The organism is Ruegeria sp. HKCCD7221, from assembly GCF_013031225.1.
Lineage (GTDB): Bacteria > Pseudomonadota > Alphaproteobacteria > Rhodobacterales > Rhodobacteraceae > Ruegeria.
In genome coordinates this window covers 408231-428809 of record NZ_WPZE01000001.1, presented here as the reverse complement: position 1 = coordinate 428809, position 20579 = coordinate 408231, and the positions used below count along the sequence as shown (strand labels likewise).

General features: G+C 57.8%; 26 protein-coding genes and 1 tRNA gene. 14 read left to right on the top strand and 13 right to left on the bottom strand.

Translation table 11 applies throughout. The annotated features are described in order from the left end of the window. The first annotated feature begins 53 nt into the window (after positions 1–53). Both GOX73_RS02145 and GOX73_RS02140 read left to right on the top strand, forming a co-directional pair. Positions 54–1730: a hypothetical protein gene (locus tag GOX73_RS02145; RefSeq protein WP_171122794.1), complete on the top strand. Its 1677-nt coding sequence runs from the start codon at positions 54–56 to the stop codon at positions 1728–1730. A 179-nt stretch (positions 1731–1909) separates the two neighbouring features. Further along, entirely contained in the window at positions 1910–2473 is a 564-nt protein-coding gene (locus GOX73_RS02140) for a GNAT family N-acetyltransferase (RefSeq protein ID WP_171122792.1), read from the top strand. Between the two features lie 7 nt (positions 2474–2480). Here the strand turns inward: GOX73_RS02140 and GOX73_RS02135 are convergent, their stop codons facing one another. From GOX73_RS02135 to nthA, 5 genes are all read right to left on the bottom strand, one after another. Then, a complete protein-coding gene (locus tag GOX73_RS02135) occupies positions 2481–2723 on the bottom strand; it encodes a DUF2842 domain-containing protein (RefSeq protein WP_171121034.1) in 243 nt (80 codons plus the stop codon). After that, positions 2723–4018: an adenylosuccinate synthase gene (locus GOX73_RS02130; protein ID WP_171122790.1), complete on the bottom strand. Its 1296-nt coding sequence runs from the start codon at positions 4016–4018 to the stop codon at positions 2723–2725. The genes GOX73_RS02135 and GOX73_RS02130 overlap by 1 nt, the downstream gene beginning before the upstream one ends. A 213-nt stretch (positions 4019–4231) precedes the next feature. Beyond that, on the bottom strand, positions 4232–4567 hold the full coding sequence (locus GOX73_RS02125; protein WP_171122789.1) for a nitrile hydratase accessory protein: 336 nt from the start codon (positions 4565–4567) through the stop codon (positions 4232–4234). After that, positions 4564–5241 carry a nitrile hydratase subunit beta gene (gene nthB, locus GOX73_RS02120; RefSeq protein WP_171122787.1) on the bottom strand — a complete coding sequence of 226 codons (678 nt, stop codon included), beginning with the start codon at positions 5239–5241 and terminating at the stop codon, positions 4564–4566. The genes GOX73_RS02125 and nthB overlap by 4 nt, the downstream gene beginning before the upstream one ends. Further along, positions 5238–5852 (bottom strand): nitrile hydratase subunit alpha, encoded by a 615-nt coding sequence (gene nthA / locus GOX73_RS02115; RefSeq protein ID WP_171123571.1) that lies wholly within the window; start codon positions 5850–5852, stop codon positions 5238–5240. The genes nthB and nthA overlap by 4 nt, the downstream gene beginning before the upstream one ends. 150 nt (positions 5853–6002) lie before the next feature. On the opposite strand from nthA, the gene secG reads away from it, so the two are divergent. The 10 genes from secG (at position 6003) to GOX73_RS02065 (ending at position 14223) form a co-directional block, all read left to right on the top strand. Next, a complete protein-coding gene (gene secG / locus GOX73_RS02110) occupies positions 6003–6368 on the top strand; it encodes a preprotein translocase subunit SecG (RefSeq protein ID WP_171121693.1) in 366 nt (121 codons plus the stop codon). Positions 6369–6528: 160 nt separating this feature from the next. After that, on the top strand, positions 6529–8172 hold the full coding sequence (locus GOX73_RS02105; RefSeq protein WP_171122785.1) for a CTP synthase: 1644 nt from the start codon (positions 6529–6531) through the stop codon (positions 8170–8172). 103 nt (positions 8173–8275) lie between these two features. After that, a complete protein-coding gene (locus tag GOX73_RS02100) occupies positions 8276–9043 on the top strand; it encodes an isocitrate lyase/phosphoenolpyruvate mutase family protein (protein ID WP_171122783.1) in 768 nt (255 codons plus the stop codon). 112 nt (positions 9044–9155) lie between these two features. Further along, positions 9156–9605 (top strand): TerB family tellurite resistance protein, encoded by a 450-nt coding sequence (locus GOX73_RS02095; protein WP_171121692.1) that lies wholly within the window; start codon positions 9156–9158, stop codon positions 9603–9605. A gap of 20 nt (positions 9606–9625) precedes the next feature. Further along, positions 9626–10063, top strand: coding sequence for a TerB family tellurite resistance protein (locus GOX73_RS02090; protein WP_171121021.1), 438 nt, complete (start codon positions 9626–9628; stop codon positions 10061–10063). Further along, positions 10060–10812 (top strand): PhnD/SsuA/transferrin family substrate-binding protein, encoded by a 753-nt coding sequence (locus GOX73_RS02085; RefSeq protein WP_171122781.1) that lies wholly within the window; start codon positions 10060–10062, stop codon positions 10810–10812. Before GOX73_RS02090 ends, GOX73_RS02085 begins: the two co-directional genes overlap by 4 nt. A gap of 125 nt (positions 10813–10937) precedes the next feature. Beyond that, the gene (locus GOX73_RS02080; RefSeq protein WP_171122779.1) at positions 10938–11714 is read left to right on the top strand and encodes an ABC transporter ATP-binding protein; all 777 of its coding nucleotides are present in this window, start codon (positions 10938–10940) and stop codon (positions 11712–11714) included. Positions 11715–11746: 32 nt separating this feature from the next. Then, positions 11747–12460 carry a transporter substrate-binding domain-containing protein gene (locus GOX73_RS02075; protein ID WP_171122777.1) on the top strand — a complete coding sequence of 238 codons (714 nt, stop codon included), beginning with the start codon at positions 11747–11749 and terminating at the stop codon, positions 12458–12460. Positions 12461–12532: 72 nt separating this feature from the next. Beyond that, complete coding sequence (locus GOX73_RS02070) at positions 12533–13420, top strand: ABC transporter permease subunit (RefSeq protein WP_171123568.1); 888 nt, start codon at positions 12533–12535, stop codon at positions 13418–13420. Then, positions 13417–14223 carry an ABC transporter permease gene (locus tag GOX73_RS02065; RefSeq protein ID WP_171122775.1) on the top strand — a complete coding sequence of 269 codons (807 nt, stop codon included), beginning with the start codon at positions 13417–13419 and terminating at the stop codon, positions 14221–14223. Before GOX73_RS02070 ends, GOX73_RS02065 begins: the two co-directional genes overlap by 4 nt. An 80-nt stretch (positions 14224–14303) precedes the next feature. Here GOX73_RS02065 and GOX73_RS02060 read toward each other — a convergent pair. Together GOX73_RS02060 and GOX73_RS02055 are read right to left on the bottom strand one after the other, a co-directional pair. Beyond that, positions 14304–14380: transfer RNA gene (locus GOX73_RS02060), tRNA-His, on the bottom strand. 47 nt (positions 14381–14427) lie between these two features. Beyond that, entirely contained in the window at positions 14428–14910 is a 483-nt protein-coding gene (locus GOX73_RS02055) for a GNAT family N-acetyltransferase (protein WP_171134765.1), read from the bottom strand. Positions 14911–14987: 77 nt separating this feature from the next. Between GOX73_RS02055 and GOX73_RS02050 the strand changes: the two genes are divergently transcribed. Next, entirely contained in the window at positions 14988–15176 is a 189-nt protein-coding gene (locus GOX73_RS02050) for a DUF6324 family protein (RefSeq protein ID WP_171122772.1), read from the top strand. 4 nt (positions 15177–15180) lie between these two features. Here the strand turns inward: GOX73_RS02050 and GOX73_RS02045 are convergent, their stop codons facing one another. The 6 genes from GOX73_RS02045 to GOX73_RS02020 all read right to left on the bottom strand — a co-directional run bounded on the left by GOX73_RS02045 (position 15181) and on the right by GOX73_RS02020 (position 19080). Then, positions 15181–15612, bottom strand: a complete 432-nt coding sequence (locus GOX73_RS02045; protein WP_171122770.1) for an MmcB family DNA repair protein — start codon at positions 15610–15612, stop codon at positions 15181–15183. A 258-nt stretch (positions 15613–15870) separates the two neighbouring features. Beyond that, positions 15871–16176, bottom strand: a complete 306-nt coding sequence (locus GOX73_RS02040; RefSeq protein WP_171121004.1) for a hypothetical protein — start codon at positions 16174–16176, stop codon at positions 15871–15873. Between the two features lie 59 nt (positions 16177–16235). Then, entirely contained in the window at positions 16236–16718 is a 483-nt protein-coding gene (gene nusB, locus GOX73_RS02035) for a transcription antitermination factor NusB (protein ID WP_171122768.1), read from the bottom strand. Beyond that, complete coding sequence (locus GOX73_RS02030; RefSeq protein ID WP_171122766.1) at positions 16715–17266, bottom strand: 6,7-dimethyl-8-ribityllumazine synthase; 552 nt, start codon at positions 17264–17266, stop codon at positions 16715–16717. Before GOX73_RS02030 ends, nusB begins: the two co-directional genes overlap by 4 nt. Before the next feature lie 2 nt (positions 17267–17268). Then, entirely contained in the window at positions 17269–18390 is a 1122-nt protein-coding gene (gene ribB, locus GOX73_RS02025; protein WP_171122764.1) for a 3,4-dihydroxy-2-butanone-4-phosphate synthase, read from the bottom strand. Between the two features lie 102 nt (positions 18391–18492). After that, positions 18493–19080 carry a riboflavin synthase gene (locus GOX73_RS02020; RefSeq protein ID WP_171122762.1) on the bottom strand — a complete coding sequence of 196 codons (588 nt, stop codon included), beginning with the start codon at positions 19078–19080 and terminating at the stop codon, positions 18493–18495. Between the two features lie 140 nt (positions 19081–19220). Here GOX73_RS02020 and GOX73_RS02015 point away from each other — a divergent pair, with 140 nt between their 5' ends. Further along, a complete protein-coding gene (locus GOX73_RS02015; protein ID WP_171122760.1) occupies positions 19221–20567 on the top strand; it encodes a capsule biosynthesis protein in 1347 nt (448 codons plus the stop codon). Positions 20568–20579 lie beyond the last annotated feature (12 nt).

Here is a 20579-nt window from a genome sequence, read left to right as displayed (position 1 = left end):
GTGCCCGGACCTGGGCAGGTTGGTTCAGGTAGTTTGTAAAGGACGTGCGTCTGATGGTACAGAATAACAAGGTTTTAACCGTTTCCTACGGAACCTTCTCATGCACTTTGGAAGGCTTTGACGATTCCTTCGAAACGATGAAGGCCATCGCCGAGTACTTTCGCGACCTTGCTGCGGAAGACCGGTACTTTGGGTCAGAACCTCCCCAGCCCGACGCCGAGATGTTGGCCCGCATCGCGCAGCGCGACGCATCCACACGCGTGGAAGCCCGCCAGAACGAAAGCGGCCTGTTGCTGCGTGCAACCGAAGTTGCGGCAGCGCCTTCCGAACCTGCAACGCCAGTAGAACAAGCGCCGAGCGCGGCAGAGCCGGAACAAGCCCCCGCTGTTTTCTTTGATGACGCGGAAGCGGTTGAAAACGCCCCTGCCCCGGCCGCTGACAGCATAGCCGCCAAGCTGCAGCGCATCCGTGCCGTCGTATCCCATACCGACGAGAATTCGGTCATTTACGCTGAGGACGAAGAAACGACGCTGATGAGAGAGGCCGCTGGCCCCTCGGATGCCGTCGCTGCCGCCTTTGAAGCCGGTTCGTTGAGCGCGGCAGACCTGCAGGAAGACGTCCCGGCAGAAGATGTTGCCCAAGCCGACGCAGCGCCGTTCGAAGCAGAGGACACCGCACCAATTGCCGAAGACGACCAGATGCCCACGGCCGAGGCGGCTCCCGAAGCCGTGGAACCTGTTGCTGAACTGGACGAGCTTGCCAAAGAATACGATCCGTCCATTGAGGCGGTGATTGAAGCCGTCGAAGATCTGGACGAAACCTCGGTGCTGCCCACCGAGGACGTGATCGAGGAAGAGATTGCCGAGACTGAAATCCAGCTTTCGGATGACGAACAGGACAAAGACGAAGAGATCCTCAATATCCTCAGCGAGGATGCCTCGGACAACGACGATGTCGAAATTGAAGAGACCGCTGCCGAAGAAGGTGTTCTGAGCGCGCAGGACGAAGAAAACCTCCTTAGCGAAATCTCTGAGGTTGAGGCGTTTCTTGCCAATCGTGCGAACGAACCCGCAGCCGATTCAGCGGCATCAGACCAGGACTTGACGCGCCTGATGGACAAAGCCGGTGTTCAGATGGACGATCCGGCGAACACACAGCGCGAGACCTATTCTCACCTCCGCGCGGCTGTAGCTGCAACCGAAGCAGAGCGCAAAGAACAGCCCGAGGCAGACGATGAGGAAGAAGAATATCGCAACCTGACATCGTCCGTAGTCAACCCTCGCCGCCCCGAGGTTCAGGTGACCAGCATGCGCCCGCAATCGAATACGCTGGCTCCGTTGAAGCTGGTGGCAGAACAACGCATTGACACTCACGACGAAGATGCCGGCCCCGTTACGCCCCGCCGTGTAAAGTCCGAGGATGAAGATCAGGCGAGCGAGGAAGGTGGATTTGCATCCTTCGCGCAAGAGCAAGGCGCGCAGTCCCTGCCCGATCTGCTTGAGGCCGCAGCGGCCTACCTGTCATTCATCGAAGGTCAGGAGCAATTCTCGCGCCCGCAGTTGATGAATAAGATTCGCTCACTCAAGCAAGATGAGTTCAACCGCGAAGAAAGCCTGCGGTCCTTCGGTCAGTTGCTGCGCGACGGCAAGATCGAGAAAGCAGGCGGCGGACGATTTGCAGCGTCAAACCAGATTGGCTTTCGCCCGAATGACGAACGCGCCGCTGGCTGACCATATACAAGCTTGAAATCAAAGGGCCGGTGCTATGCACCGGCCTTTTCTTTTGCCTATTCAAACTGATACCTCCGCGCCCGATTGTGACGAAACGTCCTTTTTGCTGCACTGCAGAAAAATGGTAACCTATCGCCATCTAATTTGATGCCCACATTCGTTAAAACAGGAGTCGTGCCATGTATGAACTCCCAATACGGCGCCTTCGAATATACGACAAACCGAAAATAGTAAGCCATTACAGAAACTTAAACGAAGACACGCTGACCTCTCGGTTTGGCGTCCCTGTCAGACCGGAATTCGTGCAAAACTATCTGGACGGAATATTTGACAATGCCGCGCTTGTTTTCGGGGCCTTTCCAGATTCCTGCCTGCGAGGTGTTGGAGAGCTTCGGACTGTACCCGATAGCCAGAATTTCGTGGCAGAAGTTGCGATGACAGTCGAAGCATCTTGGCAAGACCGCGGTATCGGCGACGCCCTACTCTCTCGGATCATTGCAGCCGCGCGAAACCGAGGCATTCGCGAGGTTCATATGCTGTGCCTGGCGACGAACCAGAAAATGCGCCGTCTGGCGGCAAAACACAAAGCTGAATTGAAGCTTGTCACCGGACAGGTCGAGGCCACACTGACCACACCATGGCCAAGCCCGTTCAGCCTCGCCGAAGAAATTTCGGGCGAGTATCACGCCTTAGCGAGCGCAATCCTGACTTGGCCATTACCCGAGCACGGAAACAGGCAGTAAAGACCGCCTATTCCGATGGCTGATCCGGATCTTCTTTGCCGACGCCCTTAAACACGAACTTAAACGGCAAAGCCCACAAGACGCCAAGCACGACATAGACCAGCAGTTCCAACCAGATCGGCGGTCGGTCGAGCCAATTCACAATTGTCACCACCGCCACGATATAGGCCGGCAGACCAACCAGGAGCAACACCATCGACCAACGACGGCGTGCCTTATAGCTGAGTCCTGGTTTCTGATCGGTGCCCATCAATCTGCAAACGGGTCAGTCACCAGAATGGTGTCGTCCCGCTCCGGGCTTGTCGACAACAGGGCAACCGGGCATTCGATCAGTTCTTCGACCCGGCGCACATATTTGATGGCGTTGGCAGGCAGGTCTGCCCAACTGCGGGCGCCCTCGGTGGATTCGCTCCAACCCGGCATTTCTTCATAGATCGGTTTACAGCGGGCCTGCTGATCTGCGGCGGTCGGCAAGTAATCCAGTCGCTCGCCGTCCAGATCATAACCCACGCAGATTTTCAGCGTCTCAAACCCGTCAAGCACATCCAGCTTGGTCAGCGAGATGCCGTTCACACCGCTGGTGGCACAGGTCTGCCGAACAAGGCAGGCATCGAACCACCCGCAGCGGCGTTTGCGTCCTGTCACCGTTCCAAATTCATGACCCCGAGTGCCCAGACGGTGGCCGTCCTCGTCATCCAGCTCGGTCGGGAAAGGTCCCTCACCGACGCGGGTGGTATAGGCTTTGACGATACCCAGAACAAAATCCACCGACCCCGGCCCAATGCCTACGCCCGTTGCGGCCTGCCCTGCGATCACGTTCGAAGACGTCACGAAAGGATAGGTGCCAAAATCAATATCCAGCAGCGCCCCCTGCGCCCCTTCAAACAGAATGCGTTTCCCTGCCTTGCGCTTTTCATTCAGCACTTTCCAGACCGGAGCAGCAAAAGGTAGGATTTCCGAGGCGATCTTTTTCAACTGAGCGATCAGCGCGTCACGATCCACTGCTTCGATCCCCAGACCCTTGCGCAACGGATCATGGTGTTGCAGCGCCCGATCAACCCGTGCCTCAAGCGTTGCCTCATCAGCCAGATCAGCAACGCGCACCGAGCGGCGCCCCACCTTATCCTCATAAGCCGGGCCAATGCCGCGCCCTGTGGTACCGATCTTGGTACCCTTGCTTGCCGCTTCTTCCCGCGCTCGGTCCAGCTCACCATGGATGGGCAAGATCAAAGGCGTGTTTTCGGCAATCATCAGCGTTTCCGGGGTGATCTCGACCCCCTGTTTGCGGATCGAGGCAATTTCGTTAACCAAGTGCCAAGGATCCAGAACAACACCGTTGCCGATCACGCTCAGCTTGCCACCACGTACCACACCTGAAGGCAGCGCGTTCAGCTTGTAAACTTCACCATCGATGACCAGCGTGTGCCCGGCATTATGCCCACCCTGAAAACGCGCGATGACATCTGCCCGCTCACTGAGCCAGTCGACGATCTTGCCTTTTCCTTCGTCACCCCACTGGGCGCCGACAACAACCACATTGGCCATATCCGGTCCTTTTGCGCTGAGATATCAAACTCGGCTCGTATAACGAGGAGAAAGCGGCAGGGAAACCGGTAATTCGCCGCAGACCATAACCGCGCTGCGCGCGATGCCTCCGGCGGGGATATTTATAGCCAGATGAAGAACGGATCCCCCGCTTCATCTGGCTACAAATATCCCGGGGGAGGCGCGCGGAACGCGCGGCGGGGGCAGAGCCCCCTAGTCGGCACTCAATTCAACAGGGCTGCCATGGGGTGTGGTCAAATACGCTTTTTCCCATGCCGCTGATACATCGTCGATATCGCCGGCACTGGTTTCACCACCATCCGCCAGAAGCGTTTCCAGTGTCTCAAGCCAAGCGCGAAAATAATCCTCGCCGCCATCGAGTTCCTTCTTCAACCCGTGACGCTTCAACGTAGCAGAAAATCGTGTCGCCCATTCCGGCCAATCGAATCGCCCCGCTTCGTTCAGCGCAACTGTCACGGCAAAGACTTGAGCGTGCCATGGTTCGGCAAATACCGGCTCGGGAGCTGTATGCGCGATGCAATCGGTCATGATGGCTCCAGATAACTTTGCCAGAGGTCTAGTACGACCTCGTCCTTGGGATTTTCGGGCGCTGCCCAAAGTTCCGATGCGGCGAAAACCACTGCATAAAGCGGCTCGGGCGATTCTCCGAGGCCGTGCGCGTTTGAGTCCGGTAAGACATGGCTGCCGTGAACACGCAGAACCCGCCCCTCGGCTCCAGCGGCGTAGGCTGGCAATCGTGTGTGACCGCCATCCACCAACCGATTGGAAGCAGGGTGAACGGTCCGAACGTTCTGGCCGATTTCATATCGCACTGGCACGTTGGACGGTCGATCCGCTGGACCACCTTTGGATAGCGCGGCACTAACGGCTTCAGCTTTGAGCGTCCTTGATGCCAGAGGATGCGGCCCCTCTTGTTCCGCCCCTCTCAAGTCGGCCAATGTCAGAACACCTTGCTCGACCAACAAGTCAGCCAAGGCAGATATCCATTTTTCGCAATAGGAAAACCGCGTGTAATCCTTCGGCGATAAGCGCTCACGCGCATGGCGCGAAATGTCGATGTTCCACTGGCCTAGAAAGCCTGCTGCCAGAGTTACAGCCAATGCGCGACCATGCCACTCCTGGGGAAAAACCGGCGCGTCTACGGCATCGGGGACTACCGGGCCATCGCCAAACCGCCCACCCATGTCGTGAACCCGTGTCATGAGGGCACCTTGGGCAAACCGGTTCCAATCATGCTGTCGCGTGTCACCAGGGCGGCCAGAGCGTCTTCGTCAAGCGATACAGAGCCCTTGGGCCGCATTGGTAAAACCAGATAGCGGATCTCGGCGGTCGAGTCCCAAACCCGAACGGCAGTTTCGTATGGCAGCGTCACGCCGAACTCGGTCAGTACTTTACGCGGTTCCCGAACGGCACGCGCGCGATATGCGTCGGACTTGTACCACCCCGGGGGGATACCGAGCAGCGGCCACGGGTAACAACTGCACAAGGTGCAAACTACCATATTATGTTGGGCAGGCGTATTCTCGACCACTACAATGTGTTCGCCCTGCCGCCCATAAAATCCAAGATCAGCAACAACCGGGGTCGCATCCTCAAGCAAAGCGCGTTTGAATTCCGGGTCCGTCCACGCCTTTGCGACGACACGTGCACCATTCTGAGGGCCTATCTTGTTTTGGTAGGTGTCGATAATCTCATCCAAAGCCGCGGGGTCAACCAGCCCCTTGCGAGTCAGAATCGTCTCGAGCGCCTTGACGCGCAAGGCAGGTTCGGGTGGCAAAAGGGCATGCGGGTGGTCGTGATCATCATGGGGCATGGCCGCAGGTTGCGCCACGATCCGCCGATCTGTCCAGTCCCTTTGCCGTGATAAGGCACATCATTGATCCTGATGGAAACTCGTGACTTGCCCCCGGAACCAAACTTGCATAAGTACCACGCGATACACGCCACGCTGCACAGGACCACCATGGAAAACGTCGTTCTCATCATCCATCTTCTTCTGGCTCTGGGCCTGATCGCCGTCGTCCTGATGCAGCGGTCCGAAGGCGGTGGTCTTGGCATGGGTGGCGGCGGTGGCGGCGCCGTTAGCGGCCGCGCGGCTGCAACTGCGTTGGGCAAGGTCACATGGATTCTGGCGGCGTGCTTTATCGTCACGTCGATCACGCTGACGATTCTGGCGGCTCAGAAATCCTCGGGCAGCTCGGTTATCGACCGGTTGGGCGTTCCCGCCCCGGCTGCGACTGAAGAAAGCGCACCGGCGGTTCCGTCGGCGGACGATCTTCTGCCTCCGGTACAGGGCGACAACGCGCCGCTGATCCCGCAGGCCGACTGATCCACAAAACCTAGAAACCTGACAGAGAACTGCAACAGCATCTTGCGGTTCTCTTGCGCTTTGGGCGCGAATCCTTTATGTATGGAGTCCCGTGATGCAACGGTTTTTCGGAACCGTCGGGCAGCTGATTTTGACGTCTCACGGGAGCTAGCCGAACAACATGGCGCGTTTTATTTTCATCACCGGTGGTGTGGTTTCGTCCTTGGGCAAAGGGTTGGCCTCGGCAGCTTTGGGTGCCTTGTTGCAGGCACGCGGATACTCGGTCCGGCTGCGCAAGCTGGACCCCTATCTGAACGTCGACCCCGGCACTATGTCTCCGTTTGAACATGGTGAGGTGTTCGTCACCGATGACGGGGCCGAAACCGATCTGGACCTTGGCCACTACGAGCGTTTCACCGGAGTCGCCGCGCGCAAGACCGACTCGGTCAGCTCGGGGCGGATCTATTCGAATGTGCTCGAGAAAGAGCGCCGCGGCGACTATCTGGGTAAGACCATTCAGGTGATCCCGCACGTCACCAACGAAATCAAGGATTTCATTGCCATTGGCGAGGATGAGGTTGATTTCATGCTGTGTGAGATCGGCGGCACCGTTGGCGATATCGAGGGCCTGCCCTTTTTCGAAGCCATCCGTCAGTTTAGCCAGGACAAGCCGCGCGGCCAGTGCCTGTTCATGCACCTGACGCTGCTGCCCTACATCAAGGCCTCAGGCGAGTTGAAAACCAAGCCAACCCAGCATTCGGTCAAAGAGCTGCGCTCGATCGGTCTGGCCCCTGACATTCTGGTTTGCCGGTCGGAAGGTCCTATCCCAAAGAAAGAACGTGAAAAGCTGGCCCTGTTCTGCAACGTGCGCCCTGACAGCGTGATCGCGGCGCAGGACCTTAGCACGATCTACGACGCGCCGCTGGCCTATCACAAGGAAGGTCTGGATCAGGCAGTTCTGGACGCGTTCCAGATCAGCCCTGCCCCGAAACCCGATCTGGCCAAATGGGAAGATGTCAGCGACCGCATCCACAACGCCGAAGGCGAGGTAAAGGTTGCCATCGTCGGTAAATACACCCAACTGGAAGACGCCTATAAGTCGATTGCCGAGGCGCTGACTCATGGTGGCATGGCCAACCGCGTCAAGGTCAAGGTCGAGTGGGTTGACGCCGAGGTGTTCGATACAGAAGACGCCGCGCCCCATCTGGAAGGATTCCACGCCATCCTTGTCCCCGGCGGCTTTGGCGAGCGCGGCACGGAAGGCAAGATCAAAGCCGCGCAATACGCGCGCGAGCACAAGGTTCCCTATCTGGGTATCTGTCTTGGCATGCAGATGGCGGTTATCGAAGCAGCCCGGAACGCGGCTGGCATCAAAGAGGCGGGTTCCGAAGAGTTCGACCACGAAGCCGGCAAAAAGCGTTTTGAACCTGTGGTCTATCACCTGAAGGAATGGGTTCAGGGCAACCACAAGGTCGAACGCAAAGTCGGCGACGACAAAGGCGGCACCATGCGTCTGGGCGCATATGATGCGGTTCTGGCCGATGGCTCGAAAGTGGCCGAGGTCTACGGCGGCACCAACATCGAAGAGCGCCACCGCCACCGCTATGAGGTCGATATCAAGTACCGCGAGCAATTGGAAAAGGCCGGGCTCAAATTCTCGGGCATGTCTCCTGACGGACGTCTGCCGGAAATCGTCGAATGGTCGGACCATCCGTGGTTCATCGGTGTTCAGTATCACCCTGAACTAAAGTCGAAGCCGTTCGACCCGCATCCGTTGTTCCGCGAGTTTGTGCGCGCGGCCAAGGATACCTCTCGTCTGGTCTGACCTTCACAGGATCACTGCCTTGTGACAGCCGATGCGAAAAATTCTGTACGCATCGGCTGTTTGCGCCTTTAACTGTCGTCACAACAACGACAGGAGACCGGCCATGACAGATCAGATCACACGCGCAGAAACCTTTGCCGCCCTGCACAAGAAGGGCGACCCGGTTATTCTGCACAATATCTGGGACGCTGGCAGCGCCGGTGCCGTGCGTGATGCCGGGGCCAAAGCGATTGCCACGGGTAGCGCCCCGGTCGCGATGGCGCAGGGGTACGGGGATGGTGAGAACATTCCCATGGAGGCCGCGCTGGACAATGCCCGTCGCATTGTGTCGGCCGTCAATCTTCCTGTGACACTGGATTTCGAAGGGGCTTACGCATCGGACGTGCTTGGCGTGGCCGCAAATGTCGAACGTGCCTTGGAAACCGGGGTGATCGGTTTCAACTTCGAGGATCAGATCGTCGGCACGAAAGAGTTGTATGACATCGAGACTCAGGAAGCGCGGGTACGGGCAATGCGCGAGGGCTGTGATGCCGCCGGGATTCCCGCCTTTATCAACGCGCGCACAGATATTTTCCTCAAGGCCAGGCCCGATACACATAGCGATGACATGTTGGACGATGCAATCGCACGCGCCAAAGCCTATGCCGAAGCAGGGGCCAGCGGCTTTTTTGCGCCGGGACTGAAGGATGAGGTGCTTATCGCGCGGTTATGCGAATCGACCGAATTGCCTGTAAACATCATCGCCCTGCCCGGAACACCGGACACTGCAACATTGGCATCACTGGGCGTGGCGCGCATCAGCTATGGCCCCGTGCCCTACAAACAGATGTTGGGATGGCTGCAAGAACAGGCGACAAAGGCTCTGAACTAAACTTCAGGGTCTTATGGCCCGCTGAAACCCACACAGCGGGATTTTGACGATTCCAGTCCATGACATGTAGTCCGTGCTTGGCGGGCTACAAAATATGGAATATTCTAAAATTATGTTGAAGAAGTTCTTTCAGGCGTTTCGCCCGCCACAGCATACGAATCTGCCCGACCCGGACGCCGAATTGGCGTTGGGTGCGTTGATGGTGCGCGTGGCGCAGGCGGATCGCGACTATAAGCTGGAAGAAATCAGCCTGATTGATCGGATACTTGCCCGTCTGTACCAGCACAACGCGATTGAGGCCGCCAAGGTCCGCGCCACTTGCGAAAAACTGCACGCGGCGGCCCCCGAGACTGACACGTTCGGCAAACTGATCCGCGAAACCACAGACCTGCACGAGAGACTGGCCGCCCTAGACGCCCTGTGGGAGGTCGTTCTGGCCGACGGCAATTCCGACGAAGGCGAGATGAAGATCGTCGAGGAAGCCCGTATTGCGATGGGCCTCAGCTTCAACGACAGCCAAGCTGCACGCGGCCGCGTGCAAAGGCGCTTGGAAGAAACCTAGTCGGCCTCTATATCTTTCGCATGTTCAGTGAATTCCTGTCCCGGCTTACTCAGCCTCAGCCCGACCCGCTTGCCGATGACGATGCGCGATTGGCGTTGACCGCCCTATTGGTCCGCATTGCTCGGTCAGACAACGACTATGCCGACAGCGAGATGGCGCGGATCGACCGTATTTCCGCCGAACGCTATGGCCTGTCCCCGTTCGAAGCGGCCGCCCTGCGCGCTCGCGCCGAAGATCTTGAGGCCGAAGCCCCGGACACCGTCCGCTTTACCCGCGCGATCAAGGAAGCCGTCCAATATGAAGATCGGCTTGCCGTGGTTCAGGCAATGTGGTCGGTTGCGCTGGCCGATGGGCACCGCACGGGAGAGGAAGATTCCCTTTTGCGACTGGTGGTCAGCTTGTTGGGGGTCAGCGATGTCGACTCGGCCCTGGCGCGGCAAAAGGCAGCCAAGGCGTGATCGCTGCGTTGGGCATGTATGACATGCCCGCTGTTCGATCCGCGAATGATCGTTTCTGGCTTTTGATTCGTGAAAACCTTGGCTTCGGCCCCGCCAGCCTGACACGGGACGAAGATGCATGGAGCATATGGCAGAGTCCCGACCTTCTGTTTGCCCAGACGTGCGGGATGCCCTACCGAACCCGATTGCACGGCAATGTGCAACTGGTTGGAACACCGGATTACGGGCTGCCGGGATGTCCACCGGGGCATTATCGTTCGGTCTTTGTTGCCCGGCAGGATGACCCCCGTGGGTTGAAAGAGCTTGCAGGCGGGACATTTGCCTATAACGAGGCGCTTTCGCAGTCCGGCTGGGCTGCTTCTATGGTTCACCTTGCCAAAGACGCCCAGTTTCCGTCTGAATTGCTTATGACTGGCGGTCACGCGTATTCAGCCCAAGCGGTTGCGGATGGTCGCGCCGACTATGCCTGTCTGGATGCCGTCACTTGGGCGTTGTTGAAGAAACACTCAGACTTGGGAACAGCGTTGCGCCCTGTTGAAGAAACATCCCCGACACCCGCCCTTCCCTTCATCACGGCCATCGGGCAAGACGCAGCCGCCATCGCACGGGCGACTCAAAAGGCGATAACCGAATTGTCTGATCAGGACGCAGAACTGCTGCTTCTGCGGGACCTTATCTACATCCCGGCGGATGACTATCTGGCTGTTCCCAATCCACCGCAAGCGGCTGCCGAGTTGCTCAATCCCTGACCGATTTGGCCAGAACGTCTGGTCATTTTGACAGTTTCTGAGCGGTAACGCATCATTTGCGCATTGCATTGCTCAAAAATTTAAGCCCTAGTACCGCACCAACACCAATAACACTCAGGGCTCCCGTGACAGATTCCACTCCGGTCATCGAGATCAAAAACCTACACAAGAGTTTCGGCAATCTAGAAGTGCTGAAAGGGGTGGATATTACGGCCAGACGCGGCGATGTGGTGTCTTTGATAGGGTCGTCCGGGTCTGGTAAATCCACGCTTCTACGCTGTTGCAACCTGCTGGAAGACAGTCAGCAGGGGGAAATTCTGTTCAAGGGCGAACCCGTCCGTTGGGCAGGCCAAGGTCAACACCGTCGTCCCGCCGACGCGAAACAGGTTCTGCGTATCCGCACCAACCTGTCGATGGTGTTTCAGCAATTCAACTTGTGGGCCCACATGACAATCCTGCAAAACGTCATGGAAGCCCCAGTCACCGTGTTGGGCCGTGACAAGGCCGAAGTTGAGGACAGCGCGCGGAAATATCTGGAAAAAGTCGGTATCGGCGACAAGTGCGACGTATATCCGGCGCAACTTTCAGGCGGTCAGCAACAACGTGCCGCGATTGCGCGCGGACTGTGCATGGAGCCCGAGGCGCTGCTGTTTGACGAACCGACCTCGGCGCTGGACCCTGAGTTGGAGCAGGAAGTCATCAAGGTCATCAAGGATCTGGCCGCTGAAGGCCGCACCATGATCATCGTGACCCATGACATGAAAATGGCGGCCGATATCTCAAGCCACGTGGTGTTCCTGCATCAAGGGCTGATCGAGGAAGAGGGCCTTCCGGAAGACATCTTCACCACCCCTGAATCCGCACGGCTTCAGGGCTTTCTATCCGCCACCAAGGCGGCATAAACTCAGGACAGAACTAAACTGGGGAGTTACCAATGAAAAACCTGATTCTGACCACAGCAGCGCTGGCGCTTGGCGCGGGCATGGCCATGGCGGACACGATCCGTCTGGGCACTGAAGGTGCTTATGCACCGTGGAATTTCGTAAACGACGCGGGCGAGATCGACGGGTTCGAGCGCGAACTGGGCGACGAGCTGTGCAAGCGCGCCAGCCTGGATTGCGAATGGGTCAAGAACGACTGGGATTCGATCATCCCGAACCTGGTCTCGGGCAACTATGATGCCATCATCGCCGGCATGTCGATCACCGATGAGCGGGACGAAGTCATCGACTTCACCCAGAACTACACCCCGCCAGATCCGTCGGCTTATGTTGCCATGTCCGATGGTGTTGATCTGGAAGGCGGCGTCGTCGCGGCCCAAACAGGCACCATTCAGGCTGGCTACATTGCTGATTCCGGCGCAACTCTGGTGGAGTTTGCAAGCCCCGAAGAAACCATCGCAGCCGTCCGCAATGGCGAAGCTGATGCGGTTTTGGCTGACAAATCATTCCTGGTGCCCTTCACCGAAGACGGCTCGGGCATGGTCTTTGTCGGTGACGAAGTCCCGCTGGGCGGTGGCGTCGGCATGGGCATCCGCGAGTCCGACGGTGAGCTGAAAGAGAAGTTCAACGCCGCCATCCAGTCCATGAAGGACGATGGCAGCCTGAACGAGCTGATCACCAAGTGGGAAGTGTCCTCGACCTTCTAAATTGCTAATTGCGGCGCGCCTGACAACCGGGCGCGCCGCATTCTGAGCCTTTGCCAGTCAAAGAGGCCCGCCATTTTCTCGTTCTGCACTGATCCCGAAACGCTCGGCACTGTCCGTTGGTTCTCTTGCTATTTGACCAACGGCGTTCATTGGCTGTTTTACCTGTCCTTCTTCAAGGTTCTGCTGCTGTTGGCCATTACCGCGCCCGTAGCCTTGGGATTCGGCTTTCTGGGGGCCATGGCTGCCCGGTCGCATATCCTGCCGCTGACCTGGTTGGGAAAAGGGTATATCGCCATCGTGCGTGGCGTGCCGGATATCGCATTTTTCATGTTCTTCGTAATCGCGCTGGATCAGGCGTTTGAATGGACGCGGCACAAGATACTGTGTCCTGAATGGACGGACCCAATCCGGCAGGGCAATGATTTTATCGTCTGTCAGTCGGCGAAATTGCCGCTGGGCACAGCCCCCGAATGGGTGCACGAAACCTATGGCTTCTTTCTGGCCGTGATCACCTTTTCCATCGTATTCGGAGCTTTCGCCGCCAACGTCCTGTTTGGCGGGATGCGCGCGGTTCCCCATGCGCAATTGGAAACGGCGGCGGCTTATGGGATGACACACCGCCAGACCTTCTGGCGTATCCTTGTGCCCCAGATGTGGGTGTATGCCCTGCCCGGCCTGTCGAACCTATGGATGGTGCTGATCAAAGCTACGCCGTTGTTGTTCCTGCTGGGTATCGAAGACATCGTTTATTGGGCGCGCGAACTGGGCGCGTTCAAGAACCCGAAATTCACGCAATACCCGCATGGCGACTGGCGCATGTGGTATTTCCTTGCCCTGCTGGTGTTCTACCTGGGCATGACCCGAGTTTCTGAAATTGGTCTTGAACGGCTGATGCGCCGCCTGTCCCACGGTCAGGCCACATCAGGCGGAGAGCTGCTGCGCAAGGAGACCACCGCATGAGCTGTATCCAGACCATTCAGGACTATGGCCTGCGCTCAATCGGTATTGGCGAGCGGGCCATTCCCAAGGCTGATTTCACCCTGTGCGAACAGTTCACCCTGATCGGTTCAGGCATGATCTGGAACATCTATTTCGGAATCATGGCGCTGGTCACGGGGTTCTTTCTGGCCACGGCACTGGCACTGGGCAAAGCGTCAACAAATGTATGGCTGCGTAAACCGTCGGAATGGTTCATCTTTCTGTTCCGGGGCTCGCCGCTGTTCATCCAGTTCTTCTTTGCCTATTTCTTCTTCTTGTCTCTCAAGCAGAGCTTTCCGCTCCTTGATGCGCTGACCTCGGCCTGGCTGGGCGCGCTAATCGTGCTGTTCTTCAACACGGCCGCCTATTCGGGCGAGATCTTTTACGGCGCGCTGCGTTCAATTCCCAAGGGCGATATCGAGGCTGCAGACGCCTATGGCATGACAGGTTGGTCCCGCTTCCGTCGCATCATCTGGCCCACGATGCTGCGACTGGCGTGGCCTGCCTATACGAACGAAGCAATCTTTCTGTTCCACGCCACCACACTGGTCTTCTTCTCGGCGTTTCCGGTCTGGCAGCAACGAGGCGATGCGCTGTATTACGCAGGGTATTTTGCAGACAAGACCTTCAACCCCTTCATTCCCTACCCAATTCTGGCCTTCTACTTCATCCTGCTGACACTGGTGGTCATCTGGGCGTTCGGGCTGGTCAACAAGCGCCTGAACCGGCACCTGCCTGCCGCCAAGCGCAGCAAAATGAAGCTGAGGCTGAACCTGGCGCGCTGATTTTCGGCGCGCTACTTCATTTTCAATGCATGAATGAACGGCCTAGCCTGCCGTGTCACCAATCTCTGATCAGGGAGAAGTGGTACCGCCTCCCTGGCTTGAACAGGGGACCTCTGGATCCACAATCCAGCGCTCTAACCAACTGAGCTAAGGCGGCACTCGTGAGGGGCGATTTACCGAACGCGCCCGGGGAATGCAAGAGGATTAAAGCCGAATTTTCCAGCTTTGTTCGACAAGATCGACACCGAAGGAATGGACCGGTTTGCTGCCTGCCAAATGCCAGCCTGTCGCCTTGTAAAGCGCGCAGGCGGCGCGGTGACTTTCGTGCGTCCACAATGACATCTGAGCGAACCCTACAGCGCGCGCGTGGTCCATACATGTGTACAACAGGCGTTTGCCCAGCCCCATTCCCCGCGCCTCGGGTACAAGAAAAAACAGGCGCAGCTTTGCGGTGCTATCGTCCAGTCTGACGCAGAAAATACTGCCTAAACGCTGACCTTCTTGTTCGGCAATCCAGCCTCGCTCAAACTCGGGGTCATGGGTCGCTACGAAATCCTCAAGAATCCGTTGAACCAGCGGTGCGAAGGTTTCGTCGAATCCTTCATCACGCTCGTAGAGGGTCCCGTGCTGTTCAACCAGCCACGGCACGTCCAAAGCGCAAAAGGGTCTTATCTTTGCATTGTTCATAATGCATCTGACCGCATCAGCGTCTTGATTCTCAAGCCTTTGCGCGATAGCACGAATGCTCATCTCCGGAGGCTAATATGGGCATCAACACCGAACGTGACATTCAGGCCAACCTGCAAATCGGCCCGACCGATCAGGGCATGGTGCGCCTGTTCATCGAAGCCGACGGTCTGGAAGTCCCGATGGATTTTGACCCCGAAGAAGCCGAAGAGATTGCGGATGAAATCCGAGCCGCCGCGCAAGCCGCACGCGCGGTAAAAGGTTGATCTTTCAAAGCCTTGGATCGCGAAGCGCGTGCAGTCTACGTGCCGCGTCCGTTGCAAATTTCTGTATCATTTTCTTGCGTCGCGCCGGGGCCAGCTTGTCTTCGGGCGCCATGCGCACAATCTCGGCATCATAGGCGTCAGCAATAATAAGGCCGGTTTCCTGAGGCAGCAGGTCTGTTGGAAAATCAGTATCCACGGCCCAGAAAAACCGATCACACCATTCAAGATAGCCCTGCCATTTGGCATCCGACTGATAATCCGCGCGGCTGGACTTGCACTCAACCACCCAAAGCTCACCCTTGGGGCCCAGCCCCATGACATCCACACGCAACCCGCGCACGGGCACAAACTCTTCAACAGAGACGAATCCATGCGCACTGAGATGGCGCGCGACACCGCGTGCAAGCTTCTGTCCTGGCTGCAAGTCCAATACCATCCGGGGAATGTGAACAATTAGAGAACAAAAATCAACCCGCCTCCCCTTGCTTATCCAGTCAGCAACACCTAGTTAGACCCTTGGCGGGTTCTGCGCTTCTTGTGATTGGTAGCATTCTGGTGGCCTTAAGCAATTCCGAGGGGGCTGGCTCTGTTCAGGTCCTGGCCTGATTACCTGGCGCCCACCTGTACATACAGGTCCTCGGGAATCACACCGCACGGTTGACTGGCGGTCCCGCCACATTTTTCCAAGCTTAGCTTATTTCCCCGCAGGGGCGTCCCGACGAACGACAGCAGGCTCAAAGCTGTGCACAACCGGAGAACCACGGCGCGGGCCACCGGGTTTTTCAGCCATGCTCATGATCTTGTAAGCGAATTGCACACCGGCAAAAACGATGCCGTTCATGAACCAGATCATCAACAGCGCAATCAGTCCTATATCCGACCCAGTGATGAGGCTGCGCAGGTTGGCCACGTTAAACGCCAGCAAGACACCGACAAACACTGCCGAGATCGCGAAACCCCAGGCAACCTGAGTAATATACAGACGGATCAGTTTGGGCATTGCGGGCCTCCTTGCGCTCCGACGTTCAGCCTAGCGCATATGGGCCCTGCGTAAAGGCGTCAGAACGCCTCGGGCTGGGCCTCGCGCGCCATGTGGTCCAGAACTGCGTTGACGAACTTCGGCTCTTTCCCTTCGGGGAAAAACGCCCGTGCCACGTCGACGAATTCAGTGATGACCACCTTGGGCGGCGTGTCGCTTTGGGTCAGCTCGGCGCCTGCGGCGCGGAACGCGGCGCGCAGGGTCGGGTCGATGCGCGCGATAGGCCATTTGGCAACCAGCGCGCGGTCAGTCATCTGGTCGATCGGTGCCTGATAGTTCACGGCGTCTTCGACCAGTTTACGGAACAGGCGGATATCGCCGTCCAGCATTTCCTCACCCTCATAGACGGCACCAAACCGGTGATCCAGAAACTCGTTGACAACCTGTTCGGTGGTCTGATCCGACTGCTCCATCTGGAACAGCGCCTGCACGGCATACAACCGGGCGGCGGATTTCATCAGGCGTTTCTGGTTGGCCGGTTTCGGCGCGTCTGTCTGGGTCATGCTGTCGTGGGTCCGTTGCTGTCGCCCGCCACAAGGATGGACTCGGACGGCGGCTTGAAGCCCACGCCCTTTTTGGAAGAGCCCCACTTACGGCTGAGCGCGATCAGATGCAAGGCCGCAGCGGCTGCTCCGCCGCCTTTATTCATCTTTTCTGGGTTCGCACGAACCTCGGCCTGCTCGTCATTCTCGACGGTCAGGATGCCGTTGCCGATCAGCAGACCCTGAAGGCCCATCAACTGAATGGCACGACTGGAGTCATTGCACACCGTTTCGTAATGTGTGGTCTCGCCGCGAATGACGCAACCAAGCGCGACATAGCCGTCATAGTTACACTGACGGTCTGCCATGGCGATGGTGGTCGGGATTTCCAGCGCGCCGGGAACCTCGACCACGTCGCAGGTACCACCTGCTGCTTCAATCTCGGCCTTGGCACCTGCGACCATATTGTCGGCGACAGCGCGATAGAACGGGGCCACCACCAGCAGCAGCTTCACCGGTTTGTCGAAGGTCGGGGTCGGCAGGACGCCGTGTTTATCTTGTTCAGCCACGATCAGTCTTCCTTGAGGATAGAGCGGGTGCCGACGATGGACAGGCCAAACGCGTCGAGCCCCAGATATACGGTTTCGGGCGAGTCAGTCAGCAGCACCAGTTCCTGAATACCCATCTTGGACAGGATCTGCGCGCCCAGGCCGGTTTGCTTGATGGTGCGCGGGCCTTCGTCCTCGGCGGCATAAAGTGAATTGCGCGGCTGGCGGAACAGGCAGACCACGCCGCGGCCTTCTTCGGCTATCTTCTCCATCGCGCGCGGCAATTCGCGCGAGGATTTGGGTCCAAGGCCCAGAATGTCGGGCGCTTCATGCAAAGCGTGAGTACGGGTCAGAACCGGCTCGGGTGTAGTCACGTCACCTTTGACCATGACGACGTGTTCGATGCCGTGGGTTTGATCAGTGAAAATCCGCATCTCCCATTCGCCACCATATTCCGAGGTGACGGTTTCCCGCGAGGTCTCGACCACCAAATTGTCATTGCGCGAGCGGTAAGTGATCAGATCGCTGATCGTGCCGATTTTCATGTCGTGGGTTTTGGCGAACTCCACCAGATCGGGCAGCCGCGCCATGGTGCCATCGGGTTTCATGATCTCGCAGATCACGCCCGAGGGATTCAGCCCGGCCAGGCGCGAGATATCCACTGCGGCCTCGGTATGGCCTGCGCGCACCAGCACCCCACCCCGCTTGGCGCGCAGGGGGAAGACATGGCCGGGGGTGGCGATGGCCGCCATGGTGTTCTGTTCGTTGATCGCGGTCGCCACGGTCAGCGCGCGGTCAGCGGCGGAAATCCCGGTCGACACACCTTCACGCGCCTCGATCGATACGGTGAACGCTGTTTCATGACGCGACGAGTTGTTGACCGCCATCATCGGTAGACCCAATGCGTCCACACGTTCGGCCGTCATCGGCAGGCAGATCAATCCCCGCCCATGGGTGGCCATGAAGTTGATCGCCTCGGCATCCGCGAACTCGGCGGCGATAACCAGATCGCCCTCGTTCTCGCGGTCTTCGTGGTCGACCAGAATATACATCCGGCCTTTGCGCGCCTCTTCGATGATCTCTTCGATCGGGCTGATCGCGTCGCGCAATTGCGCCTCGACGGGTCCGGGGGTTTCAAAGCTCATTGGGCAGCCTTTCGCTGAGCAAGTTTGCACGGGTGGATAGACCACCACGCGCGCAAAGGCCAGTCTGCAAACGCCCCGAACCGGCCAGAACGCGGCGTCTGGTCAGGACATTTCGGCCAGACGCGCGACATAGCGGGCCAGCGTGTCAATCTCGAGGTTCACTTTGTCACCGACAGAAACGCCGCCCCAAGTCGTCACTTCCTTGGTGTGCGGGATGAAGTTGATGCCAAAATCACAGCCTGCCACGTCATTGACTGTGAGGGACGTTCCATTCAGAGCGACCGAGCCCTTGGGCGCTATGAAACGCGCCAAGTCCTTAGGCGCACGCAGAGTTACACGGGTGCTGTCGCCCTCGTCTTCCACCGCGACAACTTCGGCCACACCGTCGACATGACCGGATACAATGTGCCCGCCCAGTTCATCCCCGACTTTCAGAGCACGCTCCAGGTTTACACGCTTGCCAACCTGCCAACTATCCAAGTTGGTTTTCGACACGGTTTCAGCGCTGATCTGGACATCGTACCAGTCATCACCCAACGCGATTACAGTCAGACAAACACCGTCGCTGGCAATCGAGGCGCCGATATCAATGCCGGTTGTATCATAGGCCGTTTTAATCCGCGCCCGCAGATCGCCCTGCTGGTCCAACTCGGTAACAGTGCCAACATCTGTGACGATCCCGGTAAACATTGCTTTAACCCTCAGCTTCTAACCTGTGACCAGTTTTCCAAGCCGAGGTAAGCGTAACCGACTGTAGGGGCAAGCCCCGCCTTGCCGTGATAGACACAAATAGGCATAATTTCCGCACCAAAATGAAACGAGCAGTACCAATGCCACCACTCAATTCCGGCGCCGATGGCCGCGTGTTCCTGTTCCTACAGGGGCCACATGGGCCGTTCTTCAGCGCTCTGGGTCGCGCGCTGCGCGGAACCGGGGCCAAGGTCTGGCGCGTGGGTTTCAATGCCGGGGATGAGGTGTTCTGGTTCGACCGGAGCAGCTTCGTTCCCTTCCCCGACCCTGCCGGCACATGGCCTGAGTGGTTTTGCAATTTCGTCGAAACCCTGAGCGTCACCGATATCGTGTTGTACGGAGACACCCGGCCCGTCCACGCCCAAGCGGTCGAAATCGCGCGCACCCGCGGCATCACCGTGCATGTGTTCGAAGAGGGATATCTTCGCCCATGGTGGATCACTTATGAGCGTTCAGGTTCCAACGGCAATTCGCGTCTGATGACACTGAATGTCAGGCAGATGGAGCGGGCGCTGGATCGCTCTGACGCGCCGAAGCCGCCCCCTCCGTCGCATTGGGGTGATATGCGGCAGCACATTTTCTATGGCGCGCTCTACCATTGGTTCCTTTTGTTTCTGAACCATCGTTACAGCAACTTCCGACGGCACCGAGAGCTGCCGGTCTCAAAAGAATTCCGCTTGTACTTTAAACGGTTGATGCTAATGCCGTTTCACAGGGTTCAGCGGCGATGGGCCACGGCGCGAGCACGCAGAAGTGGATTGCCGTATCATCTGGTCCTGCTTCAGTTGGGGCATGACAGTTCGGTTCAGACTCATTCGGATTACACCTGCATGTCCGACTTTCTCGAACATGCAATCCAAGGTTTTGCTGAAGGCGCACCCCGGCATCACCAGCTTGTCGTAAAAGAGCATCCGCTGGAAAACCATCGCGAACCCTTGCGACGCAAAACCCGCTTTTTTGCCAACAAATACGGGATCGCGGATCGGGTCCATTATGTTCCGGGCGGAAAATTGGCGAAACTGCTGGATGATGCGAATTCCGCAGTTACGATCAACTCGACAGCAGGTCAGCAAGTTTTGTGGCGTGGCATCTCTATTCGCACCTTCGGCACATCGGTCTATGACAAACCGGATTTCGTGTCAGAACAGCCTATTGCAGAGTTCTTTGCGCGCCCTGATCCGCCCGACCACGACGCCTATCAGGTATATCGGGACTTTCTTTTGAAAACCTGCCAAGTGCCGGGCGGTTTCTATTCCAGACACGGTCGGCGCCAGTTGCTGCGCCGCGTCACAGACATGATGCTCAGCCCGCACGATCCTTACCATTCGGTCCTTGATGTGACAGAGACTCAGACGCCACAGTTAAGAATAGTGGAAGGAAACGAACAGGTTGATGCTGGAAGTTGCGAGAAGAAACAGATAGCGTAACGCAAACAAAAA